This window comes from Alteromonas sp. AWQ4_252 (assembly GCF_056158205.1).
On sequence record NZ_JBSWSV010000001.1, the window covers coordinates 1,091,528 to 1,107,770 of the forward strand.

A 16,243-nucleotide genomic window follows, 5' to 3' on the forward strand; every position below is an offset into this window, starting at 1 on the left:
CAGTGAAGAAAAACCAGGTACGCCCTTTATTCTTTATCTTTTCAAGCAAACGATTAGGGAGTCTGCATAATATGAACTTTTTTTAACTGAACTTTAACAATTGATAGCAGCGTAAGAGGACTGTGTACTCAAAACTCAAGGAATCAGTCATGCACAAACTACACGCTTTATTTGCTTTATCTCTCAGCGCAGTGGCGTTGGTCGGATGTTCCGATGACGACGACAATTCTGTCGATGAGCCAGTGGAAATGACCACAGGTCACATTCGTATCTTTCACGCTGCATCGGATGCGCCTAAAGTTAATATTACCGCCAACGGCTCGATCTTAAATGATCTTGAGGGCGTCGATTATCAAATTGCATCAGCCCGCTTCGATGTGGAAACGGGAACCTACGATGTAGCAGTTGAGGCTCAGTTGCCAGGTGACACTACCGCGGAAGTGCTTTCGGCAGATCTCACCGTGGACATGGATATGAACTACGATATCTTCGCCGTAGGTTCGGTCGCAGATGATTCGTTAGATTTACTAACCGTGACAAGCTCCGAAACCGAGGTCGCCTCGGGAAACGCACAGGTTCAGATCGTACACGCTGCTTCAAGTGCACCCACAGTGGATATTTATGTGACTGCACCAGAAACAGCGCTGAGCACTGAACAACCCACAGTAACGGCATCTTTTACCGATTTCACTGATCTATTACAGGTACCCGCAGGTGACTATCAAATCAGAATTACACCAGCCGGCTCAATGGACGTCGTTTATGACTCTGGCACCGTGAATCTTGCCGATGGCGCTGATTTAGTCATTGCTGCCACCAATAACACGGGTACAGGTGACGCACCAGTAACACTGCTGGTAGCCGACGGGACTTCATCTGCCCTACTGTGGGATGCGGAAGCACCTGCTGATTTGCGGGTCGTTCATGGGATCAGTGATGCCCCCGCTGTTGACGTAATTGTTAACAACGATATGGTGCTTGTGGATGGTCTGGCTTTCCCCAATACAACCGACTATGTATCTGTTGCGCCCGACACTTATCTGGTGGACGTAGTGGCAGATGCCGACAAGAGTATTGTGGCCATTGATGATGCCCAGGTTACTCTTGAAGTTGGTCAGTCGTACACCGCTATAGCCAACAACTTACTAGCGGCACCAGAGCTTGACCTGCTTATGGATATGCCACGTCGTGTTGCTACCGCAGCACAGGTTCGCATTGTGCACGCATCACCTGCCGCCGGAGACGTGGATATTTACGTCACAGGTGACGGTAACATCACAGATGTAATGCCTACTTTTTCCGCAATACCTTATAGTACTGACGCCCTCGCTGAAACTGGCTATGTGAGTTTAGACGCCGGGAGTTACGTTGTGTCTGTAACTGCAGCAGGGTCTAAAGAGGCGGTGATCGAAACGGGTGTGCTCAATCTCGAAGCTAACATGATTTACACGGCTATTGCCGCTGATGGCACAATGGCGGGTGATCTCCCTCAGCTTATTCTATTGGACGATTTCAATAATTAAGCGCAGGCGCAAGAGTCAGGCTCTAAATAGCTCATTGAATATAGAGCCGATTCACTCTTTTGTAGTTTTACGCCTCTTTGGATGCTAAGAGGCGTCTTTGTGTAATTTGCATCTATGGCGGTTTGTCGATGAGTCGTCAATATTTGCGACAAAGCAGCCTTCTTTTAATCGAATTCAGGCGTATTCTTATTCTATAGCGCACTACTTAGCGCTCAACGCGGAGCTCTTTTCATGAGATTTGGTTTGTTAGGATTGTGGCTGTTGCTACTGTTGCCCTTTGGGGCCAACAGTGAACACGCTGCGTCTCAGACTAAAACCCTGATTGGCATTGACGCCGTTGAAGCGACTGCTATTGCTGATCTGGCAGATGAGGTTGATGACGAAAAAGACAGTGGTGACAGTGCAATTAGTCACTGTGTCGTTGCCAACGTTTTCAATTGTAACGCTTATTCATTTCATACAGATCCTCAAAACGTACAATGCTCCGGCGCGAATACAATAAGGGCGCCTCCAGGTTCTTTTCTCTCTTAGTTCACTAATTACGGCGCACGCGCGCCCCTATGTCTATTTGAGGAAAGTATTATGCATTCATTACCCCTGTTTAAAACGGAAACTATCGACCAGCTCGCATGGCCGGAAAACCCAGCAAGATTGAATTTAAAATCGCCTGCTGAAGCTATTTTTACTGATTTTACTATTCACGAACCCATGGTCATAGACTATAACGCGAAGGCCATAGAGCTCGAGCAGTTGATGAAACAGTCTCACGTGAAAATGAAAATCGTACTTGATAAGCATGAGCAGTTTGCTGGAATAGTCACATTGAGTGATCTATCAGAACAACGGATTGTGCAGAAAGTGGCTGAAGGTCAAGCGAGAGATGAACTCACTGCGGCAGATTTTATGCAGCCAAAAGCGAGTTTGCAGTCGTTCGATTACTCTCAAATTCAAAGATCAACCGTGGGTGACATTGTAGAAACTCTGAAAGACAATGGGCAACAACACTGTTTAGTGATAGACAGGAGTGCTCATGTAATACGAGGCATCATCAGTGTGAGTGACATTGCTCGAGATTTGCGACTGCCTCTTGATATTCAAGCTCAACCTTCCTTTGCTGCGTTGTCTACAATCATCGCGGCGTAACTGATCTATCCCTGGCAAACGAGCCAGGGATATCCCATCTATCTATCTGACAATGCATTTGGCGCGTATTTCGCATAGCAATCTTAAACCCAACGAGTCCAGCTGAACATAAGGAGCGATTATGCAACCAATAGGCACATCTCCCGCAGTCATCATGAGGGCGTTCATTATCGCCTGCGATGGCCTCGGGGTTAGCACGACTCAAGCAGCAAAGCTTCTCAGTATCAGCGAAGAAGGACTGCAGCAAAGTCTTTATATCGGTTTTGCTGAAGGGTCAAAAGAGACCGAGTTGCAACTGGCTTTTATTCGTTTGTATCACCTCCTTTATGCGTTGTCAGATGGCGACAGTAGGGCGATTTATGAGTGGTTAAATCGTCACAACCCACATCTCAATACTACGCCTGTTCAAGTTGTCCAGAGTATGGCGGGTATAATCTACCTTACCGATTATCTCGAAGATATGCAGGAGGGAGAGCCAATGCCTTTGATGGATTTGAAGAAGGGTATGCGCGCTACTCACGATTTAAAGGTGCGGCGGTATGCGCGGTAAAATGAATTCTGCATTGAGTAAAATTTGCACATTTTAGATAAGGTTTACCCGGTAGGGGGAGTAGTATGTTAAGGGTTTTTAGTCTACTGGTTGCGATAACAGTTTTAAGTGCCTGTGCCAATCGTCCGGTCTATCGCCAGGCAGAAAATGGCGGGTTTGGCTATCAGGAATCTAAACTGAGTGAAACTCAATATCGGGTGCATTTTAAGGCCTTTGGGACAGACAAGATGAAAGCGATGGACTATGTCATGTTGCGTGCTGCTGAAGTTACACTTGAGAACGGATACAGCTGGTTTAAAGTAACAAACAGACAAACTACGATAGACAAAGAAAACGTGGGCTGGGAGCCTAATGTTGGTTTTCGTCAACGCTACACCAGAGTCACAGAGTGTAGCGGTAATCGTTGTCGTAAAGTGTTGTACCCAATGACAGGTTTTGACACGGGTATCTTTATTGGGGGCACTGACCGCAAAGAAATTGAAAGTATCATCAGTATTGTTTTAGGCAAAGGTGAAGCGTCCGATGACCCGGACATATTCGATGCAAATCAGGTAAAAACTAACCTGTTACCTAAAACAGATTCAACGACCACTGAATAGCATTTCGGCCCTATTGTACTGGGTGCAATAGTGTCATTTATTGCTGATCATTGGCAAACGCTTCAGCATCTTTTCGCTTATCCACTTTGTGCTGGTCTTCTGACCGCCCTTGTCGCCAATAACTACTGATATAGATTTGTTCATGAGCAATTCCCTTGTCCTTTACAAATAGTGAACGCAATGCTCGCATAGACGAAAATTCACAGGCGGCCCAAATTGCAGGCGTGTCGGCTAGCCAGCTTAGTTCATTTACAGCGTCGGCAAGGGTTTGGGTACCGTCAATAACCCATTGTATTTTAACCCCTTCTGGTTTCACAAGTATTTGACGATCTTCATCACTGGTGATTTGAATAACGGCATAGCCCTGAGTATCGGCAGGGAGTTTTTCTAAATAGACAGATATAGCGGGCAGGGATGTCATGTCCCCGACAAATAATACCCAGTCATATTGTTCAGCTAATCCTTTGGAGCTGCCAGGGCCTCCAGCAATAATTTTTTCCCCTTTTAGTGCTTGTCTCGCCCAGTGTGATGCAGGTCCACTTTCTTGTCCTTCGCCATGTAGTGCCATATCTAAAGCAATGGTTTGCCTCTGACGGTCTAGTTTACGAATCGTGTAGGTTCGAAGTTGTGCCTCCTCCATTGACTCGGGAGGAGCCGAAAGCGGGTTACCCGCAAAATCAAAAAACAGTTTCACATAAGCGGAACTGTCAATCTCCGGGTAATGGGACAATGCTTCGCCAGTAAGCGTAACTCTGCGCATGTTAGGTGTTACTTCTTCATTGCTAACAACGGTAAAGCAAGCGGGTTTCTTTCGCGACTTCTGTTCCATATGGGAATTATTTCCTCTTGATAAATGACTATGGCAAATTATAAATGAGAATAATTATCAATTAAAGTGAAGTAAATAGGATAACAGAGGAGTATTGAACCGTGAAAAACGAATAAAAAAAACCGGAGCACCAGGCTCCGGTAAAGACATTTAGGAATACACATGGAAACAGAGGCAAAGACATCACTCAAAGACTCCGTAGTTTGAATATTAGACAGGTTTATTAAGATATTCGACATCCAGCTTTATATCAGGGTTTCTTAATTCATACCTTTTGTAACCAACTTAACGAACTCGTTCTCTGCCTGGACATTGCTTTGAACGTTATAAGAATGTCGTGAAGGGTCGACACTCAATTAAATGCAGCTGAAAAAAAGCTCCCGCCATAAGGCGGGAGAAAATCAGAGGTATAAAGTAGGCCAAGGTGGCCTGGAGGGGAGATTAACTGCCAAATCGACAGTTCACATCAACGTCACAGACGTCATCAGTGTTCGTTCTTGACCTGTTGAGTGCTCTCCACAAATCACTCGGTTGGTCAAAATGTGTACTGTCAGAATCTAAGTGTAGACTGCACCGACAATAATGGAAATTTGTCGTCAAAATTATTTCTGACAGAAAGCTGATTGTTAATGGAGCGCACACCATCTAACCGAGCAACAATATCCTCTGCGAGCAAGCGGTCAGAGTAAGAATCAACCAGACCATCTAACTGCACGTGCCCGTTTGAAACATGAGCATGGATGCTACGAGTATCCAGCTTTCCGCTAAATAACAGAGCAGCTTCCGCTTTTCTATCAATAGATGCATCAGCGTCTGATAATTGAGCATATACAGGCTGCAGTAACATTGCCGAACATAGTACGCTGATAATTGCTTTACCAACCTTCATTCTATGTCTCCTGTTAGTGTGCGTTCGCGTTAAAAACTTGATGTAAGTAAAGCGATATGTGTACCAAGTTTGAAGAATGTGCGAGTATTTAGTTTAAATTGTTGATAATGTGAAGGATTTTTTGATTTTGTTGAGGGTGTGAAACTTTGCTTTGGAAGAGAAAGTACAACCGGTGGGTAGAATTTACTCAGGCGTTGTCTTTTTTTTCATACACATTAAAAAGAGTGCTGGCCCCTTTTTGAAATGACCAGCAATTTGAGTGGGTGGGTTATAAAGAGACCTGGGTCCCTGTTTCAGCCGCTTTAAAAATGGCGTTGATGATACGTATATCCGCAAGGCCCTCTTCACCAGAAACCAAAGACGGGCCGGTACCTAAAATGGCAAGGGCGTCGTTATCCATCTGCAGTGTCTGTTGCATACCGGAAATAGGCGGTAGTGTCAGACCATCACTGGTTGTGCCGGTAACGCCGGAATAACTCTGCATAGGTTTCAGTTGATACCAACCATTGTCACAGTTGACTTTGAGATGATTGAAGCCTCTAACGACACTTGTGCCACAATCTGCGATAAGCCCACTTCCAAAATCCATAGTAAACAGAGTGGTTTCGTCCACTTCTTTAAATACATCAGGGTGAGTTTTTTCAAATTGACCGGTAACAGCAACGGGCGATTTACCGGTGATAAAACGGGCTCCGTTTACAGCATATACACCCATATCATACAAAGCGCCGCCACCCATGTGTTTTTGCATTCGCCAATTACTGGCATCACGGCCTCTGCCCGCATAGCCTGCAAAACTCTCGATAGTATCAAAAGCGCCAAAAGGCATACGCAGATGGTAGTCGGCAAATGCGCGGGTGTTTGGCTCATGTTGCATACGATAGCCCACTGACAATTTCACCCGGTTTTTTTCACATGCATCGATGATGGCCTGGCATTCTGCTTCATCCATAGCCATGGGTTTTTCACACCACACATGTTTACCTGTATTGGCGGCTTGTACCGAAAATGTTTTGTGGGTACCAGTGGGTGTCACGACATAAATAACGTCTATATCGTCGTTATTAGCAACGGCATCCATAGTATCGTATGTGTAGACATTCCCGTCTTTAATGCCAAAGTTTTTCTGCCAGTGGGGGATTTTTTCCGGACTCCCGGTAATAATACCGCGCAGTTCACAATGACGGGTGTGTTGTAGTGCTGGTGCCAGTAACTTTGTGCTGTAATTACCCAGGCCAAGGAGGGCTACGCCTACTTTTCTTTTAGGGGGGGAGGCGAGTAAAGACGGCGAGTTTGTTAATAATATTCCCGTACTGCTTAGTTTTATGAAGTCTCTGCGTTTTAGTGTGTTCATCCGTTACCCTTCTTTCCTTGGAGTTTAAAAAACAGACTAATTGGGTTTCATTTCGTTATCAAGAGCCTCAGGCTGAAAAAACTAGCTTTATGAAAACAGTCGTCTTAGCAGGGAAGTAGTCGACCCGTCAGGTTGATGTGGTAACATACTGCGGTTCAGAATGGATAGAGCAGTGGTATTGAATAAACGCATTATTTTTCACATTGGCCCGCCAAAAACCGGGAGTTCGGCAATACAGCATTTTCTCCATCTTCACAGAGAAAAGTTGGCCGAACATGGGGTGGTTTATCCTCATCATCGCGTTGACGAAAATGGCATCAGTTCTGGTAATGCGCGAACTATTTGTGAAGAAGATCGTGAAGGGCGCCTTGTTCTCAGTGCTGAAAAGCTTCAGCATGTACTGGATAATTTTGCTGAAGCCACTGATAAACACATATTGTTGTTCAGTTCTGAGTCTTTTTTTCGTATCGCCGATACCCTTCCTCAAGCAGTGCCAAGCGCTGAAATTATCTGCTTTGTACGCAACCCTATTGAATATCAGTTATCTATTTATAACCAATCAGTGAAGCGCCATAGCAATACCAAAAAGTTCAACGGGGAAAGTTCCTTAAACGTTGGGCTCTGGAGGCGGCTGTTAGCACTTAAGGAGCAAGTCTCGGAAGGGAAATTCCACAGCTTTGCTTACAAAATGCCTGGTCAGGGGCCAAGTGTAATCAGTGATGTGCTAAGCGTACTGGGCTTATCGGGCAAACTGAGTGTTAACAATCAGGCGGTGAATAAGTCTTATACCTTTGAAGCGTTAGAACTCAAACGTTGGCTAAACCGATTTCCCATTGCCAATATTCAGCGTGAGTTGGATAGCTACCTGCAATCGGTTAGTGAAAATGACCATGGTTATCGACTTATCAACGATGTCACGCTTGATGAATACAACGCTGAACTTGCCGAAAAACAAGCTGATTTCACCTCGCTACTGGACGAAAAGCAATGGCGTCATGTGAATGAAACCTCCGGGCGAATTAAACGATTACCGATGCGACTACAGGCAGATCACGCCACCGTAAACGAGTCGTTGATCGCGCGTTTGCGCAAGGAAAAGTTGCTGTTGTATCTCGCGCTGGCGACAGTCGTGAATAACGCCGCAAAAACAGAGGAAGACAAAGCCTTGTTTCCTTCTCGGCCATTGTTAAAGCTTGCTAGTGTGGCGCAGCGCTTTCTCTCAATGGCGGTGAACATTGACAGAAAATGGCGAGCCAGTAAGCGCCTATCGACAAGGTTACCGCCAGATACCTCGGATAAGTTGGCGTGTGTGCCTCATGTTGAGGTAATTCCCCAGGGAGAAGGCTCATCCCCTGCGTGTGTCAAGGGTGGGCTACGTGGGCAACACGCGCTGCCAGATTATGCCTGCCAGTTCCGTTTTCCACCGGTTGCGAATACGCAGGGTGCGCCGCAAAATGTTACGGATACGACAGCCCTTGCTGAGCATAAGCCTGTGAAAAAGCGTAAACGCGGTAGTTTCTTTTATGGCGGCCCGGTGTTCACTAATTTCGGACATTTTTTGGCGGAATCGGTTCACCGCCTGGCTTGCTATCAGGATATTGTGCAACAACACGGCCCTGTAAAGGTCATTTTTCAGCCTCAACGACTCAATCGTAGCTTCAGAAAGCGCCAATTCGTTCTGCCGGCGCGATTTTATGAAGTTTTGGCTTACCTAGGTGTAGAGTCGAAGTACGTTGAGTTACCTAAAGAACCGCTGTGCGTTGACGAGATATGGGTAGCGCCCCAGGCGAGCCTGTTTCGGGACAGGCAAGAAATATCACCTTCTTACCGGGCCTTCTTATGTGGTCGGGAACAGGCTAATAGTGTCATTGCCGATGCGACACTACCCCGAAAACTGTATGTAACCCGGGATGGCTTCTTACTTCGAGGTGCATATGCCGCAGAGAGTGTTGTCGCGTCGCTCATGCAACAGCATGGATTTACCGTGTTTCGACCGCAAGATCACGACATTATTACGCAGTTGCGTTATTACAAAAGCGCCGAGCACATTGTATTTGCTGAAGGTGCGGCATTGCATATACTTGAGCTGATGGGGCATATTCCTGGAGCTATCACTGTGTTTCAGCGCAGGAAAAATACTGAAAGGATGTTTGCGCCTTTACTAAAGGCACGCTGTGATGATGTGGCTTTCTTTTCTGATGTGCACGAGTTACCGTCTCTATTTGTGGTAAGAGGTCACAATTCGGCAGCACATGGCAGTGCGCTCTCATTTCTAAATGCTCAGACGCTACCAGCATACATGAGTGAGCGGTTGGGAATACACGATTTCAATCATGCTGATTTTATGCGCCAGACAATGACTGACATCGCCACATACTACCACCACTACAAACATTCCCTGTCTAAGCGTGTCGTGACGGAAAAAATTCTGGCAGCCTATGAACGCGCAGTTGCGCGTTATCAGCAGGATAAGTTGCTATCGCCAGGTGATGGATGGAGAGGACAAGACTAGCCACATTGGCGCGGTGTCATTTGTGGTTGAATTGCAAGAATATACCCTTGTTCGCTGGTACTGAGTAAAACCAGTTGGCCTGCGCTGAATGTCTGGTTTTCCATGTTCTCACGTGCCAGTGAATAAAGTAGTTGTTCCGACACTTTAATAATAGTGTCAGAGCAGGTGAGCAACACTAATGCTCCTTTGTCCACCGCCTCAATTACCGTAGCTTGTTGTTGATAACGGGCTTGTGTAGTCAGAGTTCGCCGTGCGTAATCCTGATAATAGCGGGTTTGTTTTACATTAAAAGTCTCAGCCAACAATGGGTTGGCCTTGTCTTCAAAGCCGTGCATTTCAACATTTACAAATCGGGCTGTCATATTGCTGGGTTGTGATGAAAGCAGTGTCCATTGCCACATACCTACCAGCACCAAAAAAGCGAAACCACTACCTGCAGCTACAACCCACTGTGACATTGACACAGGTTTTGAACCACGACGAGCGCGCCGGGCCTGCAGCATGAGCTTTTTCTTCGCGGACACCGGAAGGTGGGTGTTTTTTTTATGCTGCTGGTAGTATTGTTCGGGAGTGTCAGGCCGATCAGTCATGATGTCTCTCCAAAAGTTTTTGAAGTTTCTGTTTGGCATACCGAATTCGGCTTTTAATAGTCTCAGTGTTCTCGTTACACATCATCGCGATTTCCTGAATGCCGAAGCCTTCCTGATGGAGACAGAAGGCTTCCCGCTGATCAAATGGCAGAGTCGATAAAGCCTGGGGCAGGGCATCCTGGAGTGGTGACACTGTATTGCGATAGGCAATATTGTCTACTGATGCGTCAGCCACAAAGCGCTGATTGTAGCGAACATCGTCGATAAGCGCATTCCTGGCAAGAGTAAATAACCATGCCTCAAAACGACCAGACTGACGATATAAGTGACGCTTTTCGATAACTTTAAGCCATGTTTTCTGCGCGATGTCCATGGCAGTGTCTTTGTCTGTCAGGACTAACAAGAAATGGTAAAGGTCGCTCGCCACACGGTCGTACAGTAGCGCCAGTACTCGCTCATCACCGTCTTCTGCATAGCGCAGCATTAGCGCTTCACTACTTACGGGGAAATTAAGCCACTCACGGATAGCAAATACTGCGCTCATTTACATCTCCTTAGTGCTTATCGATTAGCCCTGACTATTCAGATTAAAAGATAGTAATACTTGCATACCGGGCTGGGTCTGAGGTTTGCCGTCAACAACTTTTGGCTGATACTTCCAGCGCCTGAGTGCCTGACGGGCGGCCCTGTTAAATACCCTTTTGGGTTGAGCTTCAATGATCTCAATATCCATGACATTACCGGTTTCGTCAATGGTGAATGATAACTTGACCCATCCCTCTGTTCCGTCACGGGCAGCCTCTGGCGGGTAGGTAGGTTCCACCTGAACTACCGGTCTTGCAGATTGGTCACGCATACCTGAGCCTAACGCACTATTGATTTGAAGGCTGGGGCTCCCTACGCTAGGGGCTTGCCACTCTACATTGGGTGTTTCCTGAGGTTCTGGATTTACTGCCTTTGGAATCGAAGGTGGCGGTGGTGTTTCCTGCCTTGGTTTTACCGGGGTCTTTATACGTGTATCTTCTTCTTGAGCTTCATACACAACAGGACCAATTGTGGGTGTTACCACGGGAACAACCGATACATCGTCCTGCTCTATGAGTTTTGCCATAAGAACAAACAGGGCCAGGGTGACAATAGAGCCTGCCAGGACAATGAAAAACAGACGCAGCGTCGGTACTATATACGCAGGTGTGATAGTTTGTTGAATGTGCATAATTGTTCTCCCGTTTTTTAAAGTAACGATGCAGAAATCTAAAACGGGTTAAACATTTTTTAAAAAGGAAGATTAATTGGAATTCGCAAGTTGGTTAACTGCTGATGGCGTCTTATCTGTATCGGTGGCTCTTGGGCTTGTTTTACTGTCTGCGTTTACGGCCCTCATTACGGCGTCAATGGGAGTTGGAGGCGGCGTTCTATTGCTGGCAACAATGGCTACCCTTATGCCCGTCTCGGTACTAATTCCGGTTCACGGTCTTGTGCAGCTCGGTGCCAACGGCAACCGGGCCTGGCTAACCCGACGTCATATTGACTGGGTTATGGTAAGGTGGTTTTGTGTGGGGGCCGGACTCGGTGCTTTTGCAGCTTCGTTCATTGTCGTACAGCTGCCTCTTGTTGTTATTCAATTTTCTGTAGCAGGTTTTATCTTATTTTTGGTGTGGGGGAAAAAGCCTAAAGCGCGTGATATATCAAATACCGGTCGTCTCGTCGCAGGTATTTTAACCACCCTGGCAACCATGTTCGTGGGAGCCACCGGACCGTTGGTAGCTGGGTTTATTCATCGCCATAGCACTGAAAAAATGGGGCTGACCAGCACTTTTGCAACCTGCATGACGTTTCAGCATTTACTCAAAGCTGTCGTGTTTAGTTTTGTTGGTTTCGCTTTTTTTCAGTGGCTACCGTTAGTCGCCATGATGGTGGCCAGTGGCTTCTGTGGCACATACGTCGGTTTGAAGTTGTTGAAGCGAGTATCAAACGAACGCTTCAGCATGATCTTTAAGTTCGTTGTAACAATTCTTGCAATCAGATTGTTATGGCAGGCCATTCAAAGCTTGATCGCCTGACGCTAATTTGAAGCCTTTTCTGGCCTTTCGAATTAGCATCAGTTTAGTGTCGAAACTCAGGGATACAATGATATCAGGTGCATCGAGGCTGGCTTACTCAACTAGCAAAAAACCACTGTTAACCAGACGTTGTGCCAGGGCAACTCTAACCTGGTCATCAATACTGCCAGGTATGTCGGAAACTCGGAATTCGCGATTGTTTCGGATGAATTCCATGCCCTCTTTGGCACCGAGGTGAACCAGTATCTGTTCGCCGGGTTGAGTGAAATCTACAATCTTATCTGTGCTTATACATTCAGATATGGCCATTGGGTTGTGCTTTACTTTGCTCTTTAAAGTCACAGTAGGGACAGGCTGGGGCACGGAAAGTTTGGGCAGGTCCAGAATCATCTTCGCTCGACGTCGTTGTAAGGCAAGGTCGACGAAGGCCTTGTCTTTACAAGCACTAATCAGCGCCTGTAGTTGCTCACATACATCCGTCGTAACTGAGTCTCTGCTTCCTGCAGTGGCAAGACCATCTGCCCGGGGGCCAAAATCTTTGCGCAAGGCAAGCTTTTGGTCAGATAAGTGGTCCAAAGCAGCATTAAGTATGTCTCTGGCAGTGAGAGGCACAAAACCGATAGACAAGTGAATGGATTCAGATGTGGATTCTACGGTATGGGCTGTACCACGGGGTATATAAAGAAAATCGCCGGGCTTTACATCAACAGTTTTGTATTTGGGCATTGCAGGCGGCAGCTCACCGGCTTCTTTCCAACGGTTGGGAAAGGTTGTAGGCGTATCAGAAATAAACCAGCGTTTGGTGCCTTCTAATTGAATAACGATCACGTCCACTTCGTCGTGGTGTACCGGCGCAGAGGCGCCAGGTGCACTCCAAAATGTCACTACGTTCACCGGCGTTTGCAACACTTTTTCTAACGCCCGGGTGAATAGACTAAGGGGTTCACTCAGAGCAACTACATCGGGGATCCTTACTGTATAGCCTAGTGCAAAATACTCCTGGATAAGTGCGTGGAACGCGTCTGCATCGCTCACCGCTCTGGCCTGCGGCGGTGGCACTTTAGGCGCGTGGGCATGGCAGGTTAACGTGGGGGCATAGCGTTCGTAATCGCTTAGCAACAATTGTTTGACTGACTGACCACCGAGGGCACTGCGATGTGAGTTTGGGGCGTTCACAAGCGCTGGTTTACGGCCTACAAAATCGTCGAAGAAGGCGTCGTAAGGAAGTGGAGAAAGCACTTGTTGGATGATGTCCTTAGCATCAGAAAGCATAAAAGATTCCCTCAATATTCATATAAACACATCATACCATGATGAAAGCATGGCAGTGACTTTGTTTCTCTTTCTCACCTACATGAAATGTTGTGCCAGATCAATGTGACCAAAACTTACCAAGTGTAGTCTAGCGCTATATTTTGGGATGTAGGCTCTGTTCTTACGCTAAAAAATTCGTTTTAACAATAATCTGGAGATAACCGCTATGAGCGATACACTGGTCGAGCTATCGCGATGGCAGTTCGCATTGACTGCCATGTACCACTTTATCTTCGTTCCACTTACTCTTGGTCTGAGTTTTATGCTTGCCATCATGGAATCTGTTTACGTGATGACAGGCAAAGAAATCTACAAAGAGATGACTAAGTTCTGGGGTAAGTTGTTCGGAATTAACTTTGCTATTGGTGTTGCAACAGGCCTCACCATGGAATTCCAGTTTGGCATGAACTGGTCCTATTACTCCCACTATGTGGGCGACATTTTTGGTGCACCCCTAGCTATTGAAGGTTTGATGGCATTCTTTCTTGAGTCTACTTTTGTGGGGCTGTTTTTCTTTGGCTGGGACAGAATGTCAAAAGTAAAACACCTTATGGCCACCTGGCTGGTAGCTATTGGGTCAAATTTCTCAGCATTGTGGATCCTCATCGCCAATGGCTGGATGCAATACCCTGTTGGTGCTGAATTCAATATTGAATCCATGCGTATGGAAATGACCAGTTTTGCCGATGTTATCTTTAACCCTGTAGCACAGGTGAAGTTTGTGCACACCGTATCTGCAGGTTATACCACAGGTGCCATGTTTGTTCTGGCCATTTCAAGCTACTACCTACTGAAACATCGTCACGTAGCTTTTGCCCGTCGTTCATTTGCCATCGCTGCGAGTTTCGGCTTAGCGTCGGTCATTTCCGTCATCATTCTGGGTGACGAAAGTGGTTATGAGCTGGGCGATGTACAGAAAGTAAAACTAGCTGCGGTTGAAGCTGAATATGAAACCCATCCGGCACCGGCGGCATTTACAATTTTTGGTGTACCCAACGACGAAGAAGAGCGCACGGATTATGCGCTGCAAATTCCCTGGGCAATGGGCCTTATTGCTACCCGTAGTTTCGATGAAGAAGTGACTGGTATTAAAGACCTTAAAGAGCACAACCGCGAGCGTATACTCTCCGGTATTCTCGCTTACGAAAATATGGATGCGGTACGCGACGGCACTGCTACCCTCGAACAGGTTAGATTGTTTGAAGAAAACAAGGGTAACTTAGGCTATGCCATGCTGCTGCAACCTTATACTGAAGATGTTACCCAGCCATCGGAAACTGCATTGGATAAAGCCGTAGATTACAGTATTCCTCCGGTTGCGCCCTTGTTCTATTCATTCCGCATTATGGTGCTTGCTGGTTTCCTTATGTTGGCTTTATTTGCTGCAGCGTTTTGGTACAGCACAAAACACAAAATCACCCAACCTCGCTGGCTGTTAAAAGCATCACTGTTTAGTTTGCCTTTGCCGTGGATTGCGTGTGAAGCAGGCTGGTTTGTGGCCGAGTTTGGTCGTCAGCCATGGTCGATTGCCGAGGTGCTGCCCGTGCATGTATCGGTATCAAACCTCTCGGTGTCCGATGTGATCTTTACCATGGTGGGTTACACCCTGTTCTATACCGTCATGTTTATCATAGGCTTTTACCTGATGAAAAAATTTGCCACTAAAGGCCCCGTACCGCCTCAGGAACGCGAAGCAGAAGACAGTGTTATTGGCCTTAATACAAAAGGAGCAAACGCATGATTGACTACGAAGTACTCCGCGTCATCTGGTGGGTGCTGGTGGGTGTACTACTCATCGGGTTTGCCATAACAGATGGATTCGATCTCGGCGTGGGCTCGCTGCTCACAATTATCGGCAGAACAGATGAAGAACGCCGGGTAATGATAAACACCATTGGTCCTCACTGGGATGGGAATCAGGTGTGGTTTATTACCGCCGGTGGTGCGATTTTTGCCGCTTGGCCAATGATTTACGCCACCGCGTTCTCGGGCTTTTACATTGCCTTGTTTCTCACACTTGCAGCATTGTGGATGCGTCCTATTGGGTTTGACTATCGCAGCAAATTGCCCAGTGACAAATGGCGCAAAGGATGGGACTGGGCATTGTTTGCCGGAGGATTTGTTCCATCACTGATTTTCGGCGTGGCCTTTGGCAATCTGTTACTCGGTGTGCCTTACGAGTTCGATAGTACGCTGAAATCAACGTACACAGGCTCGTTCTTTGGTTTGCTCAACCCTTTTGCAATACTAACAGGTTTGGTATCTGTAGCCTTGTTACTTAACCATGGCGCTACTTTTCTGCAGATGAAAACCGATGGTTTTATTGAGGTGCGCGCCCGTGCTACATCTATTGTGTTGTCGCTGGCAACGGTGCTGTTGTTTATCCTGGCGGGCATTTGGGTAGCCTTTGGCATCGATGGCTACGTGATCACGTCTGCTGTTGACACCATGGCAGTATCAAACCCCACAGCCAAAACGGTAGCTACAGAAAGTGGCGCGTGGATGAATAACTATGATTTGTATCCATGGATGATTGCTGCACCAATACTTGGCATCGCAGGTGGGCTTGCATGTGCGTTCTTCTCAAAACTAGGTCGTGCAGGATGGGCTTTTGTTTCAAGCTCGGTCATGATAGCCGGAGTCATTTTAACGGCAGGCTTCTCCATGTTCCCATTCTTAATGCCAAGCAGCACAGTTCCTGGAAACAGCCTGACAATGTGGGATGCCACATCCAGCGAATTTACACTTAAGGTAATGTTTGTTGTTGCCTGTATCTTCGTTCCCATTGTGCTGGCTTACACCGCCTATGCATTCTATGTTATGCGCGGTCGGGTAAAACAATCTGATTTAGACAAATCACACGCCATTTACTAGGAG

16 protein-coding genes are annotated in these 16,243 nt (G+C 46.7%); 9 read left to right on the forward strand and 7 right to left on the reverse strand.

What is annotated here, in order from left to right:
• The first annotated feature begins 149 nt into the window (after positions 1-149).
• From ACXACM_RS04810 to ACXACM_RS04830, 5 genes are all read left to right on the forward strand, one after another.
• Positions 150-1,523: a DUF4397 domain-containing protein gene (locus ACXACM_RS04810; protein WP_474820162.1), complete on the forward strand. Its 1,374-nt coding sequence runs from the start codon at positions 150-152 to the stop codon at positions 1,521-1,523.
• A gap of 231 nt (positions 1,524-1,754) precedes the next feature.
• On the forward strand, positions 1,755-2,054 hold the full coding sequence (locus tag ACXACM_RS04815) for a hypothetical protein (RefSeq protein ID WP_474820163.1): 300 nt from the start codon (positions 1,755-1,757) through the stop codon (positions 2,052-2,054).
• A gap of 51 nt (positions 2,055-2,105) precedes the next feature.
• On the forward strand, positions 2,106-2,666 hold the full coding sequence (locus tag ACXACM_RS04820) for a CBS domain-containing protein (RefSeq protein WP_474820165.1): 561 nt from the start codon (positions 2,106-2,108) through the stop codon (positions 2,664-2,666).
• A 121-nt stretch (positions 2,667-2,787) separates the two neighbouring features.
• A complete protein-coding gene (locus ACXACM_RS04825; RefSeq protein WP_474820166.1) occupies positions 2,788-3,216 on the forward strand; it encodes an antitoxin Xre/MbcA/ParS toxin-binding domain-containing protein in 429 nt (142 codons plus the stop codon).
• A 65-nt stretch (positions 3,217-3,281) separates the two neighbouring features.
• Positions 3,282-3,815: a CC0125/CC1285 family lipoprotein gene (locus ACXACM_RS04830; RefSeq protein ID WP_474820167.1), complete on the forward strand. Its 534-nt coding sequence runs from the start codon at positions 3,282-3,284 to the stop codon at positions 3,813-3,815.
• Positions 3,816-3,852: 37 nt separating this feature from the next.
• Here ACXACM_RS04830 and ACXACM_RS04835 read toward each other — a convergent pair whose 3' ends face one another.
• The 3 genes from ACXACM_RS04835 to ACXACM_RS04845 all read right to left on the reverse strand — a co-directional run bounded on the left by ACXACM_RS04835 (position 3,853) and on the right by ACXACM_RS04845 (position 6,887).
• On the reverse strand, positions 3,853-4,644 hold the full coding sequence (locus ACXACM_RS04835) for a siderophore-interacting protein (protein WP_474820169.1): 792 nt from the start codon (positions 4,642-4,644) through the stop codon (positions 3,853-3,855).
• Between the two features lie 550 nt (positions 4,645-5,194).
• Positions 5,195-5,533, reverse strand: a complete 339-nt coding sequence (locus tag ACXACM_RS04840; RefSeq protein ID WP_474820170.1) for a BON domain-containing protein — start codon at positions 5,531-5,533, stop codon at positions 5,195-5,197.
• 268 nt (positions 5,534-5,801) lie between these two features.
• Complete coding sequence (locus ACXACM_RS04845) at positions 5,802-6,887, reverse strand: Gfo/Idh/MocA family protein (RefSeq protein ID WP_474820171.1); 1,086 nt, start codon at positions 6,885-6,887, stop codon at positions 5,802-5,804.
• Positions 6,888-7,047: 160 nt separating this feature from the next.
• On the opposite strand from ACXACM_RS04845, the gene ACXACM_RS04850 reads away from it, so the two are divergent.
• Positions 7,048-9,399 carry a glycosyltransferase 61 family protein gene (locus ACXACM_RS04850; protein WP_474820173.1) on the forward strand — a complete coding sequence of 784 codons (2,352 nt, stop codon included), beginning with the start codon at positions 7,048-7,050 and terminating at the stop codon, positions 9,397-9,399.
• Here the strand turns inward: ACXACM_RS04850 and ACXACM_RS04855 are convergent.
• The 3 genes from ACXACM_RS04855 to ACXACM_RS04865 are packed head-to-tail and all read right to left on the reverse strand — an operon-like array spanning position 9,396 to position 11,205.
• The gene (locus ACXACM_RS04855) at positions 9,396-9,989 is read right to left on the reverse strand and encodes a hypothetical protein (RefSeq protein ID WP_474820174.1); all 594 of its coding nucleotides are present in this window, start codon (positions 9,987-9,989) and stop codon (positions 9,396-9,398) included. The two genes, ACXACM_RS04850 and ACXACM_RS04855, sit on opposite strands and share 4 nt — an antisense overlap.
• Positions 9,982-10,533 carry an RNA polymerase sigma factor gene (locus ACXACM_RS04860; protein ID WP_474820176.1) on the reverse strand — a complete coding sequence of 184 codons (552 nt, stop codon included), beginning with the start codon at positions 10,531-10,533 and terminating at the stop codon, positions 9,982-9,984. The genes ACXACM_RS04855 and ACXACM_RS04860 overlap by 8 nt, the downstream gene beginning before the upstream one ends.
• Positions 10,534-10,557: 24 nt before the next feature.
• A complete protein-coding gene (locus ACXACM_RS04865) occupies positions 10,558-11,205 on the reverse strand; it encodes an energy transducer TonB (RefSeq protein ID WP_474820177.1) in 648 nt (215 codons plus the stop codon).
• Between the two features lie 76 nt (positions 11,206-11,281).
• Here ACXACM_RS04865 and ACXACM_RS04870 point away from each other — a divergent pair, with 76 nt between their 5' ends.
• Positions 11,282-12,052, forward strand: a complete 771-nt coding sequence (locus ACXACM_RS04870) for a sulfite exporter TauE/SafE family protein (RefSeq protein ID WP_474820179.1) — start codon at positions 11,282-11,284, stop codon at positions 12,050-12,052.
• Between the two features lie 93 nt (positions 12,053-12,145).
• Here ACXACM_RS04870 and ACXACM_RS04875 read toward each other — a convergent pair whose 3' ends face one another.
• The gene (locus tag ACXACM_RS04875; protein WP_474820180.1) at positions 12,146-13,324 is read right to left on the reverse strand and encodes a JmjC domain-containing protein; all 1,179 of its coding nucleotides are present in this window, start codon (positions 13,322-13,324) and stop codon (positions 12,146-12,148) included.
• Positions 13,325-13,532: 208 nt separating this feature from the next.
• Between ACXACM_RS04875 and ACXACM_RS04880 the strand changes: the two genes are divergently transcribed.
• On the forward strand, positions 13,533-15,107 hold the full coding sequence (locus ACXACM_RS04880; RefSeq protein WP_474820181.1) for a cytochrome ubiquinol oxidase subunit I: 1,575 nt from the start codon (positions 13,533-13,535) through the stop codon (positions 15,105-15,107).
• Positions 15,104-16,240, forward strand: a complete 1,137-nt coding sequence (cydB, locus tag ACXACM_RS04885) for a cytochrome d ubiquinol oxidase subunit II (protein WP_474820183.1) — start codon at positions 15,104-15,106, stop codon at positions 16,238-16,240. The genes ACXACM_RS04880 and cydB overlap by 4 nt, the downstream gene beginning before the upstream one ends.
• The last annotated feature ends 3 nt before the right edge of the window (positions 16,241-16,243 follow it).

Coding starts and splice junctions, on each gene's coding strand:
- ACXACM_RS04810 (WP_474820162.1), top strand. CDS start 150: ATGCACAAACTACACGCTTTATTTGCTTTATCTCTCAGCGCAGTGGCG.
- ACXACM_RS04815 (WP_474820163.1), top strand. CDS start 1,755: ATGAGATTTGGTTTGTTAGGATTGTGGCTGTTGCTACTGTTGCCCTTT.
- ACXACM_RS04820 (WP_474820165.1), top strand. CDS start 2,106: ATGCATTCATTACCCCTGTTTAAAACGGAAACTATCGACCAGCTCGCA.
- ACXACM_RS04825 (WP_474820166.1), top strand. CDS start 2,788: ATGCAACCAATAGGCACATCTCCCGCAGTCATCATGAGGGCGTTCATT.
- ACXACM_RS04830 (WP_474820167.1), top strand. CDS start 3,282: ATGTTAAGGGTTTTTAGTCTACTGGTTGCGATAACAGTTTTAAGTGCC.
- ACXACM_RS04835 (WP_474820169.1), bottom strand. CDS start 4,644: ATGGAACAGAAGTCGCGAAAGAAACCCGCTTGCTTTACCGTTGTTAGC.
- ACXACM_RS04840 (WP_474820170.1), bottom strand. CDS start 5,533: ATGAAGGTTGGTAAAGCAATTATCAGCGTACTATGTTCGGCAATGTTA.
- ACXACM_RS04845 (WP_474820171.1), bottom strand. CDS start 6,887: ATGAACACACTAAAACGCAGAGACTTCATAAAACTAAGCAGTACGGGA.
- ACXACM_RS04850 (WP_474820173.1), top strand. CDS start 7,048: ATGGATAGAGCAGTGGTATTGAATAAACGCATTATTTTTCACATTGGC.
- ACXACM_RS04855 (WP_474820174.1), bottom strand. CDS start 9,989: ATGACTGATCGGCCTGACACTCCCGAACAATACTACCAGCAGCATAAA.
- ACXACM_RS04860 (WP_474820176.1), bottom strand. CDS start 10,533: ATGAGCGCAGTATTTGCTATCCGTGAGTGGCTTAATTTCCCCGTAAGT.
- ACXACM_RS04865 (WP_474820177.1), bottom strand. CDS start 11,205: ATGCACATTCAACAAACTATCACACCTGCGTATATAGTACCGACGCTG.
- ACXACM_RS04875 (WP_474820180.1), bottom strand. CDS start 13,324: ATGCTTTCTGATGCTAAGGACATCATCCAACAAGTGCTTTCTCCACTT.
- ACXACM_RS04880 (WP_474820181.1), top strand. CDS start 13,533: ATGAGCGATACACTGGTCGAGCTATCGCGATGGCAGTTCGCATTGACT.
- cydB (WP_474820183.1), top strand. CDS start 15,104: ATGATTGACTACGAAGTACTCCGCGTCATCTGGTGGGTGCTGGTGGGT.